This is a genomic window from Duganella sp. BJB476 (assembly GCF_003416895.1).
In the GTDB taxonomy this organism is placed as follows: Bacteria; Pseudomonadota; Gammaproteobacteria; order Burkholderiales; family Burkholderiaceae_D; genus Rugamonas.
The window spans coordinates 1,324,848-1,344,596 of record NZ_QVIO01000001.1; the positions used below are offsets into that span (position 1 = coordinate 1,324,848).

A 19,749-nucleotide genomic window follows, 5' to 3' on the forward strand; every position below is an offset into this window, starting at 1 on the left:
GCGTTACCTCAAGCAACTTCCGCAAACTCTGTGCAACTCGCAAGTTGCTAGGTAGTCTGGGCCAGGTCGGCCGTCCTTGCATCTTGCTCAAGCATGTCTTGATGCGCACTTTCCATCACGACCCCGAACGACTGTGCGAAAGCCTGCAGCACATCGGTCAGCACAGAGGGATCGTCCCGTAGCTTGTCCTCCAGCGCGGCTGCCGTTTCAAACAACTCTGTTGCCGAGATATTACCGGCGGCGCCGCGTATCTTGTGCACCAGGTCGGCCGCCTTCAGGAAGTCTCCGTGGTGGATTGCATCTTGAATCTGTTGCAAACTCGCACCAAAATCCTTGGCGAACAGGCCAAGCAGCCGTGACAGCAAGCTGCCGTGGCCGCCCAGCCGTGCCATCGCCGCATCCAGGTCGATGCCGCGCCGCGCGTTGGCGGAGGCGGTGTAGTCCGGATGGGCGGGCGGCGCCGGCTCGGCGGCGTCCTGCCGGCTCAGGTCCGGCTCGACCCAGGTCGCCAGCACGGCGTACAAGGTGTCGGGGTCGATTGGCTTGGTGACGTAATCGTTCATGTCCATCGCCAGGCAGCGTTCGCGGTAGCCGGCCACCGCGTGCGCGGTCATGGCGATGATCGGCAGCTTGCCATGGACCTCGTCGGCGCGGATCAGGGCGGTGGCCTGGTAGCCGTCCATGTCCGGCATCTGGATGTCCATCAGCACCGCGTCGTAGTCGCCGGCGGCGGTCATGCGCGCAGCCTCCTCGCCGCTGCCGGCCAGGTCCACCTTGACGCCGGCGCGCTGCAGGATCTCGCTGGCCACCTGCTGGTTGATGCTGTTGTCGTCCACCACCAGCACGTGCGCGCCGCGGATGCGCTGCACCGCCACCGACGGCGGCGCCGCCAGCTTGGCGGCCGGCTGGCCGCTCTCCAGGCCCAGCGCCGCCAGCACCGCGCTGCGCAGCAGGTAAGGGTTGGCCGGCTTGTCGAGGAAGGGCATCAGGCGGCTTTGCTCGGCGGTCTGGCGGTCATGCTCGCGCGCGTAGGCGGTCACCATCAGCACCGCCGGCACGGCCGCCAGTTGCGCATCCTCGGCCATCAGGCGCAGCGTCTCGATGCCGTCCAGGTCGGGCATGTCGGCGTCCATCATCAGGATGTCGTAGTCCTCCAGCTGCAACGCCGCCACCGCCGCCGTGCCCGAGGCCACCGCGCGCGGCTTCAGGCCCAGGCTCGCCAACTGGACCTTCATCATGTGGCGTACCGCTTCGCTGTCGTCCACCACCAGCACCCGCTTGCCCTGCACCGACGGCGGCAGCGGCGCCTGGCGCGGCGTCTGGTCGGCGGCCGGTTGCAGCGCCACGGTGAAACTGAAGCTGCTGCCGACGCCAGGCTCGCTGTCGACCTGGATCACGCCGCCCATCTTGCGCACCAGCTGCTGCGAGATCGCCAGTCCCAGGCCGGTGCCGCCGTACAGGCGCGTGGTGCTGGCGTCGGCCTGGGCGAAGGCCTGGAACAGGCGCGCCTGCTGCTCCTGGCTGATACCGAGGCCGCTGTCTTCGACCACGAAGCGCAGCGCGATGTGGTTGTCGGCGGCGCCGCCTGCCGGCAGCGCCGCCGCATGATCGCGTTCCACGCGCAGCTCGATGTGGCCGCGCGCGGTGAATTTGAGCGCGTTGCCGACCAGGTTGACCAGGATCTGGCTCAGGCGCAGCGGGTCGCCCAGCAGGTTGGACGGCACGTCCGGCGCGGCCCAGATCACCAGCTCCAGCCCGCGCTCGGCGGCGCGCCACGCGAACAGGTCGGCCAGCTGGCTGAGGGTGTCGGGCAGGTCGAAGGGCAGGGCTTCCAGTTCCAGCTTGCCCGATTCGATCTTGGAGAAATCCAGCACGTCGTTGATGATCTCCAGCAGGCTCTGGCCGGCGCGGCCGATCTTGCGGAAGTAGTCGAGCGGCTGCGGCGGCAGGTCGAGGTGCGTGCCCAGGCCGGCGAAGCCCAGGATGGCGTTCATCGGCGTGCGGATCTCGTGGCTGATATTGGCCAGGAAATCGCTCTTGGCGCGGGTGGCCGCTTCGGCGTTGGCGCGCGCCTGTTCCAGCAGCCGCAACGCGCGCGCCTTCTGGTAGGCCGATACGAACGGTTCCTTCAAGGCCTTGAGCAGATCGAGATCGCTGGCGGCGAAGGCCGCCTGGTACTGGTAGTTCTCGAACACCAGGTAGCCTTCCACCTGGCCGTCGATCACCACGCGCACCGCCAGCAGCGCGCAGACGTCGCCGGGCAGCGAGTCTTGGTGGTGGACTTCGAAGATGTCCTGCGCGATCATGCAGTTGGCCGGCGCGTAGCGCAGGTCGGCCTGGCGCAGGTCGATGTTGTAGGTGTCGGCCGCGGCGTCGATGCGACCCCAGGCCGCGCGCAGCGACAGCGTCTCGGTGCCGGCTTCGCGCACCAGCGCCAGCGCCGAGTCGATGCCCTTGATGACGGTCGATTCATGCAGGATGGTGTGCAGCAGCGCGTCGAAATCGAGCTGCTCGTTGATCGACTTGACGATGGCGTTGAGTTTTTCCAGGTGCTGGGTGCGCGAGTAGACCAGCGCCTGCAGCGTCTCGCCCTTGATGTGCAGCTGGCGCACGCGCCAGCGCACCAGCGCCCAGGCCAGCGCGCACGCGGCCAGGAAGTATCCCAGCCACGCCCACCAGGTCTGGTGCCAGGCCGGCAGCACCACCACCTGCAGTTGCAGCTCGTCGGCGGTCCACTGGCCGTCGCGGTTGCTGCCGCGCAGGCGCAGGCGGTAGGTGCCGGGCGGCAGGCGGTTGTAGCTGGCGATGCGGCGGCTGGCGTCGACCTCCACCCAGTGCTGGTCGAAGCCTTCCAGCAGGTAGGCGTAGCGGTTGCGCTGCGGCGCCGAGAAGTCCAGCGCCGCCAGTTCCACTTCGAAGTTCTGGTTCTCCGGCTTGAGCGTCAGCGTCGGGCCCTGCGCGCCGGCCAGCCGGTCCGGGGTCAATACATGCTGGTCCACGCGCACCGCGCTGATGACCAGTGGCGGACGGTAGCCCCAGTCGTTCAGCCGCCCCGGATAGACCACCGCGAAGCCGGTGGTGGCGCCGAACACCAGGTCGCGCTCCGGCGTGACCGCGCTGGCGCCGATGAAGAAGGTGCGGAAGGCCAGGCCGTCGGCGCGCGTCAGCGCGCGCGCCTTGAGACTGGCGGCATCGATCACGGCGATGCTGTCGGCGGTGGCGGCCCAGACCCGGCCGACGGGATCGGACTGCAAGGACATGATGGTGCCGGTGGCCAGCCCCGCCATGGTGCCGATCCGCTCGAACTGCGGCGCGCCTTGCGCATCGCGCCCGGTCATGACGCAGATGCCGCCGCCGTAGGTGCCCACCCACAGGCGGCCGCGCGTGTCCAGCACCAGCGTGCTGATAACGGCTTCGGACAAGGCGTTCGGCTGGGCGGGGTCGGCGCGGATCTGTTCAACCTTGCCGCTTTCCGGGTCCAGCCGGTTCAAGCCATTGCGGGTGCCGACCCACAGCGCGCCGTCGGCGTCGGCGATCACCGCGTGAATGCGGTTGTCGGTCAGGCCGCCGGCATCGGCCGTGCCTTGCACGTAGCGCCGCACGGTGCCGGCCGACGGATCGTAGCGCAGCAGACCTTCGAAGGTGCCCAGCCACAGTTCGCCCTTTTGGCGCAGGATGGTGCCGATGCGCGGATAGGGACTGGGCTGCGGCAGCGGCACGCGGCGCACGCTGCGCGCTTGCCCGTGGGTGCGGTAGAGGCCCAGCTGGGTGCCGATCCAGGCGTCGCCGGCGTCGGCTTCTGCCATGGACAAGACCATGCGGTTGGGCAGCGCGGTGTCGGGATGGGCGGGATCGGGGCGCAGCGCGGCGCGGCGCGCGCCGTCCGGGCGCACGATGTCGATGCCCTGGTCGGCCAACGCGATCCAGACCTGGTGCTGGCTGTCGGTCATCAGGGAGCTGACGGCCGCTTCCGGCGCGCCCTCCGCGCCGAACACCGAATCGACGCTTTCGTTGTGCGGATCGAACATGTCGACACCGCGTTCGGTGGTCACCCAGATCATGCCGCTGCGGTCGCGCAGCAGGGCGGCAGTGCGGTCGCTGCTGAGACTAAGCGCGACCGCCGGCTGGTGCAGGATGCGGTGGCCCTTGCCGTTGCGGTACTCGACCAGGCCGCCGCCGTAGGTGCTGGCCCACCAGGTGCCGGGCGTGGTCTCGATCACCGCCAGCACCATATTGCCCTGCATTTCCTTGACCCCCGGGATGCTGAGGATGCGGCCCTGGTCGGCCCCGGCGTCGACCAGGCCGACGCCGCTTTTGAGGGTGCCGAAGGCGATCTGTCCGAGGCTGTTCTCGCCCAGCGACAGCACGGTGTCGCTCCAGCCGCCGCGGCCCTCGCCGTTGACGGCGACCTGGGTGATGGCGCCGCCTTCCTTGAGCCGGGACAGGCCGCTGCCCGTGCCTATCCACAGCGTGCCGGCGCGGTCCATCAGCAGGGAGCGGACCTGGTTGTCCGCCAGGCCGGGATGCTCCTCGTGGGTGTAGCGGCGCAGCGTGCGTTCGATGGTGTCGTAGTACTTCAGCCCCGCCGAGGTGCCTATCCACAGGTTGCCCCTGGCGTCGCTGGCGATGGCGTTGATCTGGCCTTTGCTCAGTTCTTCGACGGGGCGGATGAATTGTTCGCGGCGCTGGTCGAACATGGTGAGGCCGCCGGCGGCGGTGCCCACCCACAGGCGGCCGCGCACATCGACGTGCAGCACCTGGATAAAGTCGCCGGGCAGCGACATCACAGCGGCGCTGTCGTGGTGGAAGCTACGCATGTGATAGCCGTCCCAGCGCGCCAGGCCGGCTTGAGTGCCGACCCAGATATAGCCGTCGCCGTCCTGCGCCAGCGCCATGCCGATCGGATGGGGCAAGCCTTGTTCCAGGCCGAGATGGTCGAACAGCGGTGTGGCCAGTTGGTCCCAGCGCTCAGGGCCGGCGACGGCGCCGCCGCACAGCATCATGCAAGCGGCCAGCGCCGCGCACAGCCAGCGGCGGGCGGCCAGACAGGCGAGCGGGGTGAGGGCGTGGACGTTCAAATCGGGGCGCGCTCCTGGAAGGTAGCTTCCAGCATACGGAAATGCCGACAGAAAGTCCATGCCAAGCCCAGGGAAACCTGCGCCGCCGTGTGCACAGTCGCTACAATGACCACATGGACCATGAAACCAATATAAAACCGGAAATACTGGTGCTGGCGGCCAGTCCGTCGGCGGCCGTGATGGCGCAGCTGGAGCATGCGTTCCACTGCCACCACCTGTGGCGCCAGCCGTGCGAGGCCCAGCCGGAATGGCTGGCGGGTGTGGCGGGGCGCATACGCGGGGTGCTGACGACGGGGGCGATTGGCATCGGGCCGGCGCTGCTGGAGCAGTTGCCACGGCTGGAGATCGTCGCCGTCAACGGCATCGGCGTCGACGCGGTGGCGCTGGATGCGACGCGCGCGCGTGGCATTTTTGTCACCAATACTCCGGGTGTGCTGACCGAGGATGTGGCGGATCTGGCATTGACGCTGCTGCTGTCGGCGGCGCGCCGGCTGCCGGCGCTGGATCGGCATGTGCGCAGCGGCGCCTGGGAGCGCGGCATGCCGCTGGCGCCGACGCGCGCGCTGCGGGGCAAGGTGTGCGGGGTGTTCGGTTTCGGCCGCATCGGCCAGGCGGTGGCGACGCGGGCGGCGGCGTTCGGGATGCGCACGCGCTATTTCCAACCGCGCCCGGTGGACGGCGTGGCGGTCAAGCGCTGCGCCTCGCTGCTGGAGCTGGCGCGAGTCAGCGACTATCTGGTGGTGTGCGCGCCGGGCGGTGCGGCCACGCGGCATGCGGTGGATGCGGCGGTGCTGGCGGCGCTGGGGTCGGAGGGTACGCTGATCAACGTCGCGCGCGGTTCGCTGGTGGACCAGGAGGCGCTGGTCGCCGCGCTGCGCGAGGGCGCGCTGGGCATGGCGGCGCTGGACGTGTTCGACAACGAGCCGCATGTGCCGTCGGCGCTGCGCGAGCTGGAGAACGTGGTATTGACGCCGCACGTGGGAAGCCTGACCGTGGAGACCCGCCACGCGATGGGCCAGCTGGTGCTGGACAACCTGCTGGCCCACTTCGGCGGCCGGCCGCTGTTGACCCCAGTGGCCTGATCAAATTGCTTCAGGAGTGGCAGGGTGCCGCGACATCTTCGGCGGCCGGCGGCGTGGCCGATGGAGGCGGTGGCAGCAGCGTATGCAGCTTGACGCAATTGCGGCCGGCGCGCTTGGCGGCGTAGAGCGCTTCGTCGGCGTGGCTGTAGGCGGTTTCGAAGCTGGTGCCTGCGCGGTTCCAGCTGACGCCGACGCTGGCCGTGATCTGGCGGTCGATCGGCGCGGCGAACACCTGGTCGGCGATGGCGTCGCAGATGCTGGCGGCCACGCGCATGGCTTCGTCGATGGCGCTGGTCGGCCACACCACCGAGAATTCCTCGCCGCCGACGCGGCCTATCGCCACCGTCGGCCCAAGCAGCGCCTGCAGGCAACGCACCACGGTCTGGATCACGGCGTCGCCGGCCGGGTGGCCGAAATCGTCGTTGACCCATTTGAAGTGGTCGATATCGAGCACGATCAAGGCCATGTCGCCGCGGTCAAGACAACCGGAGGCCTGCTCGATGACGGCGGCGCGGTTGAGCGCCCCGGTCAGCGGATCGTGGGTGGCGCGGTATTCCAGCTGTTGCGCCAGTTCGTGCAGCTGGCGGTTCATCTGGTTCATGTCCAGCTCCGCGCGGTCGCTGCGGCGTATCAGGCGCCGGCTCTCGCGCATCAGGCGTTCGTAGTGGATGATCATTTCAGCCAGCGCCGCGCGGGCGTCGGCGCGCGGATCGGCGTGGGCCGCCCTGGCGTTGGCCAGCGCCGCGCTTTCCAGCGCAAACAGATCGGCTTCTTCGCGGCCAGGGATGGTCATCATCAGTTGCTCACTGGGTGGTCTTGGAAATCCAGCGCGCCGAAATCGTCCTGCAACTCCTGGCCGAATTCTAGGATGGTGTCGTCGTCCTCGTCGTGGTACCAGTTCAGGCGCACCTGGTTGCCGGCGATGGCGGCCTTGTTCAGCGCATCGAAGAAGGAGAATAGCATCTTGGTGCTGGAGCTGTTGAAGTAGGCCAGCGAGACGTTGACGGTGATGCTGGCGTCGACGCAGCCGTCCAGGTAGGCCTGCACGCGCGCGATCAGCGGGCCGTAGAAGGCTGCCGCGTTTTCAGGATAGGACTCGCCCTTGATCGACAGGGTGTCCTGGTCGAAGCGGAAGTCGATTTCCGGCGAGGTGGGCGAGGCGCTGATGAAGAGGGGTTCCATATTTGTTCCAGTACTTATTTAAATGATCGCTTTGATGCAGAACACCGTGGTGTCCGGATGGTTCGCTTCCTGTACAAACTCGAACTCCAGCGGTTCGCTGGCGTCGCGCGCCATGGTCAGGAAACCCAGGCCGGCGCCTTTGCTGTCGGCCGGCGTCTCGTCGCGCAGCGCCTTCTTGTAGGCGGACTTGATCTCTTCCATCGTCATCGTGTGCAGCGGCTCCAGGCGGCTGCGGATGCGATCCACGTTGGCGTTGTCGACCGGATTGGCGCACAGCAGGAAGAAGCTGTCGTCCTTCATGCCGATGCAGAAGGAGCCGCGGCGCATCTGGTTGTCGCTTTGTTCGTGCGGCGTCAGCGTGTCCGACGAGTAGTGCATGATGTTCTGCGACATTTCGACGAAGGACGAGAAGATGCGGCGGCGCGTCGGCCCCGCCGCGCCGGCCGTGTCCAGTCGCGCCTTGATGGTCTCGGAAATGGCGGCCACCACGTGCTGCGAGAAATAGCCCACGTAGAAAAAGATGATGTGGCGCTTGCGGGCCACATCCCAGAAATCGTTGAATTCTTCGTACAGCAAAATCGGCGCTCCTATGGGCGGAAACAGAAAAAGGTCAGGTCGTCGCGGCGCGGCTGTTCGCCTTGCCAGGCCTGGTAGTCGGCCAGCATGGCGTCGCTGACGTCGCGCGCGCCAGCGCCGCGCTGGGCCAGCATCACGTCGCGCATGCGGCGCTTGCCGTAGGCGATTTCCTTGGGGCCGCCGATCTGGTCGATCAGGCCGTCCGTGGTCAGGAACAGCAGGCTGCGTTCCGGGATGGTGATGATCTTGTTGGTCCAGGCGTAGTCCAGCGGCGTGTCGACGTAGCCCACGCCCATGCGCTCGCCGTCCACCGTTTGCACCGCCTGCTGGTCCGGGTCGAGCTGGAACAGCGGCAGCTTGGCGCCGGCGAAATGCAGCTGGCGGCTGGCGTTGTCGAACCACAGGAAGGCGGCGTCCATGCCGTCGTTGGAGGCCGGGGCACCGTGCTGGCTGTGGCGTTCATCGACCTGGCCCAGCATGCTCTTGACGCCGCGATTGACCTCGGCGATCAACGCGGCCGGATCTCGCGGGCCCAGTTGCTGCAAGGCCTGCGCCAAAGTCGACGAGGAGATCAGGGTCATGAAGGCGCCCGGCACGCCATGGCCGGTGCAGTCGGCGATGGCGGCGAACCAGCCGTCCGGGTAGCGCGCGAAGTGATAGAAGTCGCCGCCGACCACGTCGCGCGGCTGCCATTCCAGATGGGCGTCGCGCAGCGTGTCGGCCAGCGCCAGGTCGGAAGGGCGCAGCAGCGAGCGCTGGATCACGCTGGCGTAGTCGATGCTGTGCATGATCTGGCGGTTCTTCTCGGCCTGCATATTGGCCACCACGTTCATCAGCTGCAAGCCGAAGCCGACGCCGGCCAGGCCGCCGTCGCGGGTGACGATGAAGCCGTCGGCCAGCGCCTTCTCGCCCGATTCGACGGCGCGGAAGGTCAGCGCCTCGATGCTCATGGCGGCATCGACGATCAGCGGTTCCTTGTCCATGAAGGCGATGCAGCTCTTCTTGCCGTACAGCTCATGGTAGAAGGGCTTGGACATCTGCGACATGAAGATGTTGCGGCTGATGAGGCCGATAGGGCGGTCGCTTTCCAGCACCGGCAAGCTCATCAGGTCGCGGCGCTCGGTGAACAGTTCCAGCACGCTGAAATTGCTGGTGTCGGACAGCACCGAGACCGTCTCTACGCACAGGTCGGCGGCGACGGACAGGCGAAAACGGGGCAGGTGCAAACGAGAGGCATTGAACTCCACGGCCAGTAACCTTTGGTTGACTACAGTGCCGGTAATGCTAATGGGAAATTGTTACGGGCCGATTACATCTTAACCAAAAGAAAAGTATGTTATCAGTCTGCGCATAGCGACAGCATGAAACTCAGGTGCTGGCTGATGGCGCCCCGTTCGGCGTCCAGGCGCTGGTCCTCGCTCTCGGTGGCGAACTCGTCGCGGATGGCGTGGCACTGCGCCAGCGTCGCGTCGAGCGAGCGCAGCATGCCGTGCAGGCCGGCCTCGCTGTACCAGATGCGCAACAACTTGCTCAGCGCGAGCAGGGCGTCTTGTTCGGATTGCAGCAGTTCGGCTTCGGCGGCGGGGAGTTTGCTCACGATTTTCAGAGGAGGCAAGTGGTCAAAGCAGTATATACGTATTCGGCAAAATATTGCTCTTGAAAAATATATATTGTTTCCGCATAAACATATGTGAATAAGTTGCCGTGCGGTAATATCCCGGTCACATTCGGCGCGTATATTCACACTCATCTTGTGCGAACCGCACTTCTCTTTCCGAAACGTCATGAAAATCCCCCAACTCAATACTGCTGTTCGTGTGATGGCCTCGTTCGCCGCGCTGTTGTTCCTGATGGCCTGCATGTCCGGCGTCGCCTTGTGGCGCTTGCAGACGGCCAATGACACCACCTCCAACCTGGTCAACCAGAAGCTGGCCAGGCAGCAGCTGACCTCCGAGCTGCTGGGCATGACCGAGTTGAACGGCCTGCGCGCCACCTCCATCGCCCGCAGCGACAGCCTGGAAGTCGGCGACATCTTCCAGGCCCAGCTGACCGCCGGCGAGAAGCTGGCCACTGCCCTGGAAGCCAAGCTCATGGCGATGCCGGCGCAGGGTGCGGAAACCGAATTGCTGCGTACCGTGGCGGGCAAGAAGGCCGCCTACCTGGCGCTGCGCGCCGAACTGTTCAAGCTGAAGGACAGCGGCCGCACCCAGGAAGTGGGCGATCTGCTGGACAACAAGATGGCCGCCGTGTTCCAGGCCTACACCGGCGCGCTGGGCAAGCTGCTGGCTTATCAGACGCAGCAAGCGCAGGCGCTGGCCGAAGAGTCCGCCAGCCAGTTCGAGGGCAGCCGCGCGATGCTGGCCGGTCTGGGCCTGGCGTCGCTGGTGCTGGGCGCGGGGCTGGCGCTGGCGCTGACCCGCAGCATCGTGCGTCCGCTGACGCAGGCGGTGGCGCTGGCCGAGCAGGTGGCCGCAGGCGAGCTGCATGTCGCCATCCAGCACGGCCGCAGCGACGAGATCGGCCAGCTGTTCGATGCGCTCAGCCACATGACCGGCCGCCTGGCCGATACCGTCGGCCGCGTGCGCGACGGCGCGGTGGCTATCGACGCCGCCTCGCGCGAGATCGCCAAGGGCAATATGGATTTGTCGCGCCGCACCGAGCATCAGGCCGGCGCGCTGCAGGAGACGGCGTCGGCGATGGTCGAGTTGACCTCGGCGGTCAAGCAGAACAGCGGCAACGCGCGCCAGGCCAACCGCCTGGCGGAATCGGCGTCGGCGGTGGCGGGCAAGGGCGGCAAGGTGGTGTCCGAGGTGGTGCAGACCATGGCCAGCATCAACGCCTACGCGCACAAGATCGTCGACATCACCAGCGTGATCGACAGCATCGCCTTCCAGACCAATATCCTGGCGTTGAATGCTGCGGTGGAGGCGGCACGCGCCGGCGAACAGGGCCGTGGTTTCGCCGTGGTGGCGTCCGAGGTGCGCAACCTGGCCCAGCGTTCGGCCAGCGCGGCCAAGGAGATCAAGCTGCTGATCAACGAGTCCGCCGAGCGCATCGCCAACGGTAGCGAACTGGCGCAAGCGGCCGGCGCCACGATGGAGGAAATCGTGCTGAGCGTGGAGAAGGTGACCGGCATCATGTCGGCCATCAGCGCCGCCAGCGCCGAGCAGGAGCACGGCATTGAACAGGTCACCGCCGCCATCGGCGACATGGACGATGTCACGCAGCAGAACGCCGCGCTGGTGGAGGAAGCGGCAGCCGCTGCCGATGCGATGCAGGACCAGGCGCGCGAACTGGCGCAGCTGGTGGGCTCGTTCAAGGTCGATGCCGAGGGCTGGAGCAAGAACACGGTGCGGGCATTCCCTGCCGTCGCTTCGCGTGCCGCATTGCCGGCGCCGTCAAATGGAACGATGCGCAAGGCCGCATAAATACGGATGGCCTGTAGAATGGACGCGTGCAAACCACGCGTTCATGCCATGACCAATTCCCGCCGCATCCTGATCCCGATTCCACTGCATGACTTCGACCCGACCGAGGTCGCGCTGAGCTGGCGCATCCTGCGCGACGCCGGCCACCATATCGAGTTCGCCACCGTGGACGGCACGCGCGGCCACGCCGATCCGATGATGCTCAGCGGCGAAGGCCTGGACCCGTGGGGCTGGCTGCCTGGCCTGCGCAAGCTGCGACTGTTTGGCCTGATGCTGCGCGCCGATCATTACGGCCGCCAGGCTTACGCCGCACTGGAGCTGGATCCGGCATTTTTGCAACCCAAACGCTTCCAGGATTTGAACGCGGCGCAGTACGATGCGCTGCTGTTGCCGGGCGGTCACGCCAAGGGCATGCGGCCCTACCTGGAAGACAAGGTTTTGCAAACCCTGGTGGCGGAGTTCTTCGATAGCGGCAAACCGGTGGCGGCGGTCTGCCACGGCGTGCTGCTGGCGGCCCGCTCGATCTCGCCGCGCACCCAGCGTTCGGTGCTGTACGGCCGCAAGACCACGGCGCTGACGTGGAAGCTGGAACGCAGCGCCTGGGACCTGACGCGCTTCCTGGCCCGCTTCTGGGACCCCGGCTACTATCGCACTTACGGCGAAAGCAAAGGCGAACCCGCCGGCTATTGGAGTGTGGAGCAGGAGGTCAAGCGCGCGCTGGCGGCGGAGGCCGATTTTGTCGATGTCCCGCCCGGCACACCGGACTACCTGCGCAAGACGGGCGGCCTGGTGCGCGACCGTGCGGGCGACGACCGCGCGGCCTGGGTGGTGCAGGATGGGAATTATCTGTCGGCGCGCTGGCCGGGCGATGTGCACACCTTCGCGCGCCGCTACGCCGACATGCTGGCGTAGCGGTGGCGGAGCTTACATCTTGTACGAGGCCTGCAGCGAGATGGTGCGCGGCGCCATCGGCAGGTCGTGCGGCAGGCTCAGGCCGGGCGCCGGGCTGGGCTCGCGCACATCGGTGTTGAAGGCGTTGCGCAGCGCCAGCGCGAAGTTCCACTGGTTGCGGCCTGCGCGCGTCGCCAGGGTCAGGTCGACGGTGGTGTAGTCGGAGATCGCCGGACGGGCGTCGCCGAAGGCGCGCACGCGGCCCGCCACCCAGTTCAGCTGCGCGCCAGCCTGGTAGCCGCTGGCGAAGGTCCAGTCGCCACGGCCGAAGGCGTGATGGCGCGGCGCATAGCCGGCGTCGGTATGGGTGGTCTGGTCGATGGAACGCTGCCATGCGTAGTTGCCCGCCAGGCGCAGGTCGCGCGTCACGGTCCAGTTCGATTCGATCTCGATGCCGTGGCCTTTCTGGTCGCCGGTGTTGGCGTAGGTGGCGCCGGTGCCCGGCACCACATTGGGCACGGTGCGGATGATGTTCTTCATATCGTAGCGATAGAAGGTCAGGTTGACGGTGGCGTCGGTGCGGGCCTGCCAGTTGAAGGTCATCTCGGTGGTGGCGTTGCGTTCCGGCTTCAGGTTCGGATTGCCCAGCGCGACCGGATTGCTGATGCCATAGCTTTCCAGGAAGGCCGGCGCGCGGAAGGCGCGGCCGTACAGCAGCTTGGCGGTCAGGTCGAAGCTGGCGTCCCACACCAGCGCCAGGCGCGGATTGGTGGTGCCGCCGAAGTCCGAGTAGTGGTCATGGCGCACGCCGGCCGTCAGGTTCCAGTCCTTGGCCAGATTCCATTCGTCCTGGAGGTACAGGTAGTCGATCTTGCGCCGCTGCGGGCGCAGGAAGGGCGTGGTGTTGGTGGCGTCGATCACCGCCGGCAGCGGAATCGGCGTGCCATTGGCCGCGTAGTTGAAGTTGCGCCATTCATGGACGCGGTACAGGTCGATATCGTCGTGGCCTAGCCCGATGCGCAGGTGGTGATCGTGGAAGCCGCTGTAGTCGGCATAGCCGGACAGGCGGTAGGTGCGCTCCCAGGTCTCCGGCACGCCGATCATGCCGTTGGTGAAGGTGCCGGTCGGGAAGGTCGCGCCTGGCGGCAGCAAATGGTACCAGGTGTTCACTTCCTGCGAATATTGTTGCGTGCTGAGACTGGCGCCCAGGCCCCAGTCGCGCGTCAGTTGCGGGTCGGCCCAGGCCAGGTTGCTGGTGATGCGTTCGCTTTGCTGGCGGCCCACCGGGTCCAGCGCAGAGGCGATGCCGGCGCCGGTGCCCATGTCGTAGCGCTTCTTGTAGCCGAAGCGCGCGCGCCACTGGCCATAGATCAGGTCGAGGTTGCCGTCGATGGCCTTGTACTGATTGTTGAGCGGACCGGGCGCCAGGCTGGCGTGGGTCTTGAACAGCGTGTCGTTGCGGCTCTGGGCGTCGGCGTCGAGGGTGCGGTCGTTGCCGTCGGTCTGGCCTGCGCGCAGGTAGGCTGCCACCTCGACCGGGCCAAGCTTGCCGCCGTGTTGCAGCCAGGCGTCACGGGTTTTATAGGATCCGGTGCGGGCGCCGAGCTCGGTACCCGGCACTTCGCCAGGGCCCTTGGTGATCAGGTTGATGACGCCGGAGAAAGCGTCGGAGCCGTACAGCGCCGAACCGGGGCCGCGGATGATCTCGATGCGGGCGATGTGTTCGAGCGGATAGCCGGCCCAGATGTTGCCCTTGTTGCCGACGTAAGCCGTGGTGATGGGCACACCGTTTTGCAGTATCAGGATTTGCGGGGTGTAGGCGCTGACGATGCCGCGCACCACATACAGCGGCGAGCTGCTGTTGGGCGTGCGGTTGACGTGCACGCCGGGCACGCTTTCCAGCACCTGATCCAGGTCGGTGGCGCCCATGGCGGCGATGTCGGCCGCCGTAATCACCGTGGCCACGGCCGGCGCGCGCCGCAGCGTTTGCAGATTGCCGGTGGCGATGCTGACGCTATCGCTGGAACCGTAGACCAGCGCCAGTTCATCTTCTTCCGTCACAGGATCGGCCTGGGCCATGCCGTGCACTGCCACCAGCGGTAGGGTGAGTGCCGCGGTCAGATACAGCCGTTGGGCGCTCAACACTTTCAAAATGCTATCTCCTGTTACGTTTTTTTAATTCTAGCTTGCCCGTTGTTGAGCCGGGGTAAATATCAGCAGATCCTTGCTGTAACTGTTGTAGCCGTGTCTACATGTCGTCGTACCAGTTCGGCGAATTGCTCGGCCGGCACTGCGGGACTGAGGTAGAAGCCTTGCATCATGTCGCACTCGCGGCCCTTGAGGAACTGCAGCTGGGCCTCGGTTTCCACGCCTTCGGCCACCACTTCCAGGCGCAGGCTGTGGGCCAGCGCGATGATGGCGCTGATGATGGCGGCGTCGTCGGCGTCCTGCGGCACGTCGCGCACGAAGGAGCGGTCGATCTTGATGATGTCGACCGGGAAGCGCTTCAGGTAGGACAGCGAGGAATAGCCGGTGCCGAAGTCGTCGATCGACAGGCGCACGCCCAGCGAGTGCAGGCGGTGCAGCGCGGCTAGCGTGTCCTGGGCGTTTTCCATCAGCGTGCTTTCGGTGATCTCCAGTTCCAGCAAATGCGGCGGCAGGCCGGTGTCGGCCAGCACGGCTTCGACCGAGGCGGCGAAATCCTTTTGCAGCAACTGGCGCACCGACAGGTTGACCGCCACCCGCATCGGCGGCAGGCCGGCGCAGATGAACTGCTGCAGCTGGGCGCAGGCGGTGCGCAGCACCCAGTCGCCCAATGGATTGATGAGGCCGGTTTCCTCGGCCAGCGGGATGAAGTCCACCGGCGGTATCATGCCGCGCGTCGGATGGCGCCAGCGCACCAGCGCCTCCATGCCGATGATCTTGCCGCTGTCCAGGCAGGCCTGCGGCTGGTAGAACACTTCCAGCTGGTGCTGCTGTTCCATGGCGCGGCGCAGGTCGCTCTCCAGCCGCACGTGCTCGGAGATCGAATGCTCCATCGACGCTTCGTAGAACTGGAAGCCGGTGTTGGTGCGCTTGGCGCGATACATGGCGCTGTCGGCGTGCTTGACCAGGGTGGCGACGTCGGCGCCATCGTGCGGATACATGGCGATGCCGACGCTGGCGGTGACGAAGATGTCGTGGCCGTCGATCGGGAACGGCGCCGACAGCACGCGCACGATGTTGTGGGCGGCGGTGGCGGCGGCGGCCGGGCTGTCGAGCTCGTTGAGCACGACGGTGAATTCGTCGCCGCCCAGGCGGGCCACGGCGTCGTCGGCGCGCACCGTGTGGCGCACGCGCTGGGCCACCGCCTGCAGCAGGCGGTCGCCGACGTCATGGCCGAGGTTGTCGTTGACGTACTTGAAACGGTCCAGGTCCATGAACAGCACGGCCACCTGCTGGCCGTCGCCGGCCTGGCGCGCCTGGTCGATGCTGGCGGCCAGCAGTTCGAAGAACAGCGTGCGGTTGGGCAGGTTGGTCAGCACATCGTTGTAGGCCAGGTGGCGGATGCGCTTCTCGGCGCGGTTGGCCTCGATGATGCGGCGCACCCGCTGCGACAGCACGGCGTAGTGGATGGGCTTGGGGATGTAGTCGCTGGCGCCGGCGGCGAAGGCGCGCTCGACCGAGGAATTGTCCTGCAGCGCGGTGATCATCAGCACCGGCACGGCGCCGGCGTTGGGCAGTTCCTGCATGCGGGCGCAGGCGGTGAAGCCGTCCATCACCGGCATCATCGCGTCCATCAGGATGACGTCGGGCTGGAAGCGCGCCAGCATCGCCAGCGCCTCGGCGCCGTTGGCCGCCTCTTCGACGTGGAAGCCGTCGCGCTGCAAGGTGTGGCGCAAGGTGCTGCGGGTGCTGCGGTCGTCGTCCACCACCAGCACTTGCGGGCGGTCGTCGCCGGGCAGCGGGGCCAGCGGGGTGGCGTCGCTGATCTCGGCGTAGAGGAAGGCGGCCAGCGCTTCGTAGTGGGCGCGCAGCGGCGCCAGCAACGGCGCGATCTGTTCAGGCTGCTGCTCGGCGGCGTAGTGTTCGGCTTGCTGGGCCAGCTGGGCCAGCGTCTCGGCGCCGAAGTTGCCGGACGCGCCTTTGAGCGCATGGGCGCGGATGCGGGCGGTGGCCATGTCGCCGGCGCGCACCGCTTTTTCCAGCTCGTCCAGGCAGGCCGGCGTGTCTTCCAGATAGGGCGTGACGGCATGCGGCAGGGTATCGCCCAGCACTTCCCGCAGCTTGTCGAACACGGCCGGATCGACCGGGCAGGGGCCGCCGTATGCGCGCGGCTCGCTGGCCACGGCGGCCGGCGCGGCCTGGTGGACGGGGGCGTTCAGCGGGCCACCGTGGGGCAGCCATTTTTCCAGTTTCTGGCGCAGTTCCACCAGCGTGATCGGCTTGGCCAGGTAGTCGTCCATGCCGGCGGCCAGGCATTTTTCGGCGTCGCCGACCTGGGTGTTGGCGGTCATCGCCACCAGCGGCGTGCGCCGGCCCATGGCCAGCTCGGCCAGGCGGATGTGGGCGGTAGCTTCGTAGCCGTCCATTTCCGGCATGCTGCAATCCATCAGGATCAGGTCGAAGCGTTCGCGCTGGGCGGCGCGCACCGCTTCCACGCCGTCGGCGGCGAATTCGCAGACGCAGCCGTTCATCGCCAGCATGCCGGCGGCCACCATCTGGTTGGTGCGGTTGTCTTCGGCCACCAGCACGCGGAACTGGCGCTCCGGCATCGGGACCGGGCTTAGCGTGGGCAGCGGCGCCGAGGCCGGCGTCGGTGCGCCGACTGGCGGGCGCATCGGCAGCGGCGGGCTCGCCACCTGCTGCTGCGCCGGACGGCAGCGTATCGTGAAGTGGAAGGTGGTGCCGGTGCCGTTGACGCTGTCGACACCGATGCGGCCGCCCAGCAGCTCGACCAGCTGCTTGCAGATGGCCAGGCCGAGGCCGGTGCCGCCGTAGCGGCGCGTGGTGCTCGGGTCCGGCTGCACATAGGCTTCGAACAGGTGGCGGCGGACTTCCTCGCTCATGCCGATGCCGGTGTCGCGCACTTCGAAGCGCAGGCCGAATTCGGCGCCGGGCGCCAGCGCCACGCCGACCGCCACTTCGCCCTGCTCGGTGAATTTGACGGCGTTGCCGATCAGGTTGATGAGGATCTGGCGCAGGCGCAGCGAATCGCCGGCGATGCGCACCGGCACGTCGGGCGCGATGCTCCAGTTCAGCGCCACGGCCTTCTGCTGCGCGGGACGGGCCACCAGTTCCAGCACCTCGGACAGCAGGGTGCCGAGGCAGAACTCGGTCTCTTCCAGCTTGAGCTTGCCCGCTTCCATCTTGGAGAAGTCGAGGATGTTGTTGATCAGCGCGATCAGCGTGCGCGAAGAGTTCCATGCCACGTCGACGAATTCCTGCTGGCGCGGCGTGAGGCGGGTTTCCTTGAGCATGTCGAGCATGCCGACCACGCCGTTGAGCGGTGTGCGCACCTCATGGCTGACGGTGGCGGCGAACTGCGCCTTCATCTGCGCCATGTTGACGGCGGCGTCGCGCGATTCCTTCAGCTCGGCCTCGCGCTGTTCCAGCACGTTCATCATCTGGTTGAAGGCGTGCGCCATCTCGATCAGGTCGCGCGGGCCGGCGGGCGCGGCGCGCATGCCCGATTCGCCCGACTCGGCGCGGCGCATCAGCGTCGACAGCGCGTTGAGCGGGTCGATCATGTGGCGCGTCAGCAGGCGGCCCAGCACCAGCAGCACCACGGCGAACGACAAGGTCAGCGCCAGGTTGCCCAGCAACAGCGACCAGGTCAGCTGCTTGAGCGTGTTTTTGGCGATCTGCACGTGGACGTAGCCCAGCAGTTGCTGCTGGTGTTCCTGCAATTCGAAGGGCGAGGCTTCGCTCTGGCCGCCGTACACCGGCGCGGCGAACAGCCAGCCGTCGGCGGTTTCGCCGACCAGGCCGGCGTGCGCCGGCACCACTTTGTTCAGGTTGGCGACGTCCAGCGTGGCGCCGGCCACCACCTTGGACAGCAAGACCTTGCGCCTGGCGTCCATGATCTGCAGCGCCGCCACGTCGGGGAAGGAGAGTGTGGAGTTGACCACTTCGCGGGCGTTCTCGGCCGAGTGGAACAGCAGCGCCAGCGTGCTCTGGCGGGCGAGGTTGTCGGCCACGCGCTGGCCCTGGCCGATGAAGTAGTCGCGCATGCGGGCATTGGCTTCCCACGAATTCATCAGCGCCGAAAACACGGCCAGGCCCAGGATGGCGGCCGAGACGATGACCGTCAGTTGGCGCTGGAAACCGGTACGACGGAGAAAGTTACGGACTATGGAGATCATCAGGGCTGCGGGTAGACAAAGTCGAAACTGCGCTGTTGCAATGCGCCCAGGTTGAGGCCGATATGGCTGGCGGTACGTAGATTGATGGCGGTCTGCAGCTCGCGCAGCGGCACCAGCGGACGGCGCCGCACATCGCCGGCGATCACGCCCAGCGCCGAGGCCGCCAACGTGCGGCCCAGCTCGACGTTGTCGGGCACCATGGCGAACAGCGCGCCTTTTTTTACATGCAGCACGTTGCTGGAGAACAGGGGCACGCCGCTGTTCCACGATTCGCGCAGCACCAGCGGCAGGATGGTGCTTTCCTCGACGGTGGTGCTGTCGTGCGGCAGCCAGACGGCGTCGTGGCGGTTGTCGGCGGCGCCAATCAGCTGGGTGTACAGCTGGGCCGCGCGCGCCAGGTCGCCGGCCACGTGGGTTTGCAGCTCCAGGCCCTGGGCCTTGGCCGCCTCGCGCGCCAGCTTGACCAGCCATTCGGATTTTTGCGGGTTGTAGACCACGATCACGCGCTTGAGCTCCGGCAGCAGCACGCGCAGCCGCGAGAACAGCATGGCCGGGTCGGGCGTCATGCTGATGCCCATCACGTTCTCGGCGTCGGACAGCAGCAGCACGCCGCCGGCCAGCACAGCGATCTCGCGGTCCAGCCCGGCGGTGGCGTTCAAGCCCTGGCGGCCCAGCGCGATCACCACCTTGGTGCCGTTGCGCTTGAGCGTGGCGTTCAATTCGGCGGTATCGATTTTCGGATCGACCGGATAGCTGCGCACCTTGAGCTTGGTGCGCTCCTCGATACCCTGGATCATGGCGATGAAGGCCGAGCGGAACGGCTCCTCGACATTTGGATAGACGACGGCGATGCTGCCCTTGCCGATCGAAGCCTGCAATTCGGGACGGCGCAGCTGGTCTTCCAGCTGGGCCAGGGTGACGGGGCGTACGTCGGCGCGCAACGGCGCCTGCGGCGGCGGCAGAATCTGTTCGACCGGAGCGATCAGCATGCCGCCGTGGGCGGCGCTGGCGCTGACCAGGGCGATGCTCGATGGCAGCACGCCGCCGGCGGCGTGCGTCGCGCCGGTGACGCTGGCGAGCAGCAGGGCGCCGGCGCGTCGCAAGCGCCGCAGTTTAAATATTGTGTTTTTCATCATACTATCTTTGCTGCATCGCTACCACGGCGCCA

Annotated in this window: 12 protein-coding genes; 3 read left to right on the top strand and 9 right to left on the bottom strand. The window is 67.0% G+C overall.

Features of this window, described 5'->3' with window-relative positions; all coding sequences use genetic code 11:
- Positions 1 to 47: 47 nt before the first annotated feature.
- Complete coding sequence (locus D0T21_RS05835; RefSeq protein ID WP_116989105.1) at positions 48 to 5,078, bottom strand: response regulator; 5,031 nt, start codon at positions 5,076 to 5,078, stop codon at positions 48 to 50.
- 113 nt (positions 5,079 to 5,191) lie between these two features.
- Here D0T21_RS05835 and D0T21_RS05840 point away from each other — a divergent pair, with 113 nt between their 5' ends.
- Positions 5,192 to 6,160 (top strand): 2-hydroxyacid dehydrogenase, encoded by a 969-nt coding sequence (locus D0T21_RS05840; protein WP_116989106.1) that lies wholly within the window; start codon positions 5,192 to 5,194, stop codon positions 6,158 to 6,160.
- A gap of 10 nt (positions 6,161 to 6,170) precedes the next feature.
- Here the strand turns inward: D0T21_RS05840 and D0T21_RS05845 are convergent, their stop codons facing one another.
- The 5 genes from D0T21_RS05845 to D0T21_RS05865 form a co-directional block, all read right to left on the bottom strand.
- A complete protein-coding gene (locus D0T21_RS05845; protein ID WP_116989107.1) occupies positions 6,171 to 6,956 on the bottom strand; it encodes a GGDEF domain-containing protein in 786 nt (261 codons plus the stop codon).
- Positions 6,956 to 7,342 (bottom strand): DUF1987 domain-containing protein, encoded by a 387-nt coding sequence (locus D0T21_RS05850; RefSeq protein WP_116989108.1) that lies wholly within the window; start codon positions 7,340 to 7,342, stop codon positions 6,956 to 6,958. The genes D0T21_RS05845 and D0T21_RS05850 overlap by 1 nt, the downstream gene beginning before the upstream one ends.
- Positions 7,343 to 7,360: 18 nt before the next feature.
- Positions 7,361 to 7,918, bottom strand: a complete 558-nt coding sequence (locus D0T21_RS05855; protein ID WP_116989109.1) for a SiaB family protein kinase — start codon at positions 7,916 to 7,918, stop codon at positions 7,361 to 7,363.
- Between the two features lie 11 nt (positions 7,919 to 7,929).
- Entirely contained in the window at positions 7,930 to 9,144 is a 1,215-nt protein-coding gene (locus tag D0T21_RS05860) for a SpoIIE family protein phosphatase (protein WP_116989110.1), read from the bottom strand.
- A 113-nt stretch (positions 9,145 to 9,257) separates the two neighbouring features.
- On the bottom strand, positions 9,258 to 9,515 hold the full coding sequence (locus D0T21_RS05865) for a hypothetical protein (protein ID WP_116989111.1): 258 nt from the start codon (positions 9,513 to 9,515) through the stop codon (positions 9,258 to 9,260).
- A 187-nt stretch (positions 9,516 to 9,702) separates the two neighbouring features.
- On the opposite strand from D0T21_RS05865, the gene D0T21_RS05870 reads away from it, so the two are divergent.
- The gene (locus D0T21_RS05870) at positions 9,703 to 11,346 is read left to right on the top strand and encodes a methyl-accepting chemotaxis protein (protein WP_116989112.1); all 1,644 of its coding nucleotides are present in this window, start codon (positions 9,703 to 9,705) and stop codon (positions 11,344 to 11,346) included.
- A gap of 48 nt (positions 11,347 to 11,394) precedes the next feature.
- Positions 11,395 to 12,258 carry a type 1 glutamine amidotransferase domain-containing protein gene (locus tag D0T21_RS05875; RefSeq protein WP_116989113.1) on the top strand — a complete coding sequence of 288 codons (864 nt, stop codon included), beginning with the start codon at positions 11,395 to 11,397 and terminating at the stop codon, positions 12,256 to 12,258.
- Positions 12,259 to 12,270: 12 nt separating this feature from the next.
- Here the strand turns inward: D0T21_RS05875 and D0T21_RS05880 are convergent, their stop codons facing one another.
- The 3 genes from D0T21_RS05880 to D0T21_RS05890 all read right to left on the bottom strand — a co-directional run bounded on the left by D0T21_RS05880 (position 12,271) and on the right by D0T21_RS05890 (position 19,714).
- Positions 12,271 to 14,382 (bottom strand): TonB-dependent siderophore receptor, encoded by a 2,112-nt coding sequence (locus tag D0T21_RS05880; protein WP_229211412.1) that lies wholly within the window; start codon positions 14,380 to 14,382, stop codon positions 12,271 to 12,273.
- A gap of 68 nt (positions 14,383 to 14,450) precedes the next feature.
- Positions 14,451 to 18,581, bottom strand: coding sequence for an EAL domain-containing protein (locus D0T21_RS05885; protein ID WP_116989114.1), 4,131 nt, complete (start codon positions 18,579 to 18,581; stop codon positions 14,451 to 14,453).
- Positions 18,581 to 19,714 (bottom strand): ABC transporter substrate-binding protein, encoded by a 1,134-nt coding sequence (locus tag D0T21_RS05890; protein WP_229211347.1) that lies wholly within the window; start codon positions 19,712 to 19,714, stop codon positions 18,581 to 18,583. The genes D0T21_RS05885 and D0T21_RS05890 overlap by 1 nt, the downstream gene beginning before the upstream one ends.
- Positions 19,715 to 19,749 lie beyond the last annotated feature (35 nt).

Excerpts from the sequence above, each read along its gene's own strand:
- D0T21_RS05840 (WP_116989106.1), top strand. The coding sequence starts at position 5,192 with ATGGACCATGAAACCAATATAAAACCGGAAATACTGGTGCTGGCGGCC.
- D0T21_RS05845 (WP_116989107.1), bottom strand. The coding sequence starts at position 6,956 with ATGATGACCATCCCTGGCCGCGAAGAAGCCGATCTGTTTGCGCTGGAA.
- D0T21_RS05850 (WP_116989108.1), bottom strand. The coding sequence starts at position 7,342 with ATGGAACCCCTCTTCATCAGCGCCTCGCCCACCTCGCCGGAAATCGAC.
- D0T21_RS05870 (WP_116989112.1), top strand. The coding sequence starts at position 9,703 with ATGAAAATCCCCCAACTCAATACTGCTGTTCGTGTGATGGCCTCGTTC.
- D0T21_RS05875 (WP_116989113.1), top strand. The coding sequence starts at position 11,395 with ATGACCAATTCCCGCCGCATCCTGATCCCGATTCCACTGCATGACTTC.
- D0T21_RS05885 (WP_116989114.1), bottom strand. The coding sequence starts at position 18,581 with ATGATCTCCATAGTCCGTAACTTTCTCCGTCGTACCGGTTTCCAGCGC.
- D0T21_RS05890 (WP_229211347.1), bottom strand. The coding sequence starts at position 19,714 with ATGAAAAACACAATATTTAAACTGCGGCGCTTGCGACGCGCCGGCGCC.